Source organism: Streptococcus sp. HMSC066F10, from assembly GCF_001813805.1.
GTDB classification, from domain to species: domain Bacteria; phylum Bacillota; class Bacilli; order Lactobacillales; family Streptococcaceae; genus Streptococcus; species Streptococcus vaginalis.
Genome location: NZ_KV813953.1, coordinates 1 through 662, shown reverse-complemented (window position 1 = coordinate 662; position 662 = coordinate 1). Strand labels below are relative to the sequence as shown.

1 protein-coding gene is annotated in these 662 nt (G+C 39.3%); it reads right to left on the bottom strand.

Features of this window, described 5'->3' with window-relative positions; all coding sequences use genetic code 11:
- On the bottom strand, positions 1 to 662 hold a 662-nt coding region (locus tag HMPREF2933_RS00565), incomplete at both ends, for a YPDG domain-containing protein (protein ID WP_186821705.1).

Here is a 662-nt window from a genome sequence, read left to right as displayed (position 1 = left end):
TACAGGTTTTCCGTCAGCACCTTTAACTGGATTTCCATCCTTACCTAGAACTGTGACAGTTACTTTTGATACACCTTCGGTTGTTGGTGTTCCAGTAATTTGTTTTGTTGCTGGATCGTAAGAAACACCATCTGGAAGACCTTCAACCTTGACAGAACCATCTGTAGGAATTTTCTCTACTGTGACAGTAACTGGTGTGATTTCTTTTCCTACTACACCTGTTTGATCATCAATTGGAGTGATTTTTGAAGCAATTGAGTTTGGATCTTTAGTGTTTGTACCATCTGTTGTTTCGTCAGTATCTTTCACACCGTCGTTATCATCATCGTCGTCAGTCACATCTGGAATTCCGTCACCATCAGTATCCAACTTAAATTTAGCTGTCACTGAATCAGTTGATTTATCTTTGTATGTTACTGTGACAGGTACGTCAACTTCTTCAATTGTTGTTCCTGGTTTAGCTTCAGTAGTGATTGCACCTGTATTTGGATCAATTGTTACAGTATAGCCTTCTGGAGCCTTAAAGTCTGATGGGATACTATATGTAGCACCTTCTGGAGCTTTAGTTTCTGCATTATCTTTACCTTTGAATGTAGGTGTTACTGTTGCAGGTTTTCCTGGTGTTACAAGTGTATCTGCATATTCTGGTGTGTATTTGTCTG